Source organism: Flavobacterium sp. LAR06, from assembly GCF_041946075.1.
GTDB lineage: Bacteria > Bacteroidota > Bacteroidia > Flavobacteriales > Flavobacteriaceae > Flavobacterium.
In genome coordinates this window covers 1-512 of the sequence record NZ_JAUTYT010000061.1, presented here as the reverse complement: position 1 = coordinate 512, position 512 = coordinate 1, and the positions used below count along the sequence as shown (strand labels likewise).

Here is a 512-nt window from a genome sequence, read left to right as displayed (position 1 = left end):
CGATAGCTCAGTTGGTAGAGCACATCACTTTTAATGATGGGGTCCTGGGTTCGAGCCCCAGTCGGGTCACAAAAGGTCGAGTAATTTATATTACTTGACCTTTTTCCTTTTTTGGCCACGTGGAGAAACGGTAGACTTGCCATCTTGAGGGGGTGGTGCTCGTAAGGGCGTGTGGGTTCAAATCCCACCGTGGTCACTAAACAAAAAAACCTATTTCGTTTGAAGTAGGTTTTTTTATGCCGTTTTTCGACTGATTAATTTTAAATCCTCAAGAAAGATTAGAGTCTGCTAATACAAACATACTCTTCGTTTCATACTTTAATACATTGAAACAATAAATACTATTAGATCTTTATTCCAACGCAAAATCATCCGAAAGCACATTGAGCCACAAAATACTTTTTACCTCCTCCTATCTAATCTAACGCCTTCAAAATGGATCATACGCAAAAGTTGGGGATTAGGCAAAAAGATTAGATAATCTGAACAGGAAAAAATCTATTTTTCTCACT

At 38.3% G+C, this 512-nt stretch carries 1 tRNA gene; it reads left to right on the top strand.

Going from position 1 to position 512, the window contains the following annotated elements:
- Nucleotides 1-113: 113 nt before the first annotated feature.
- Nucleotides 114-196, top strand: a tRNA-Leu gene (locus tag Q7C23_RS23395).
- Nucleotides 197-512: the final 316 nt, after the last annotated feature.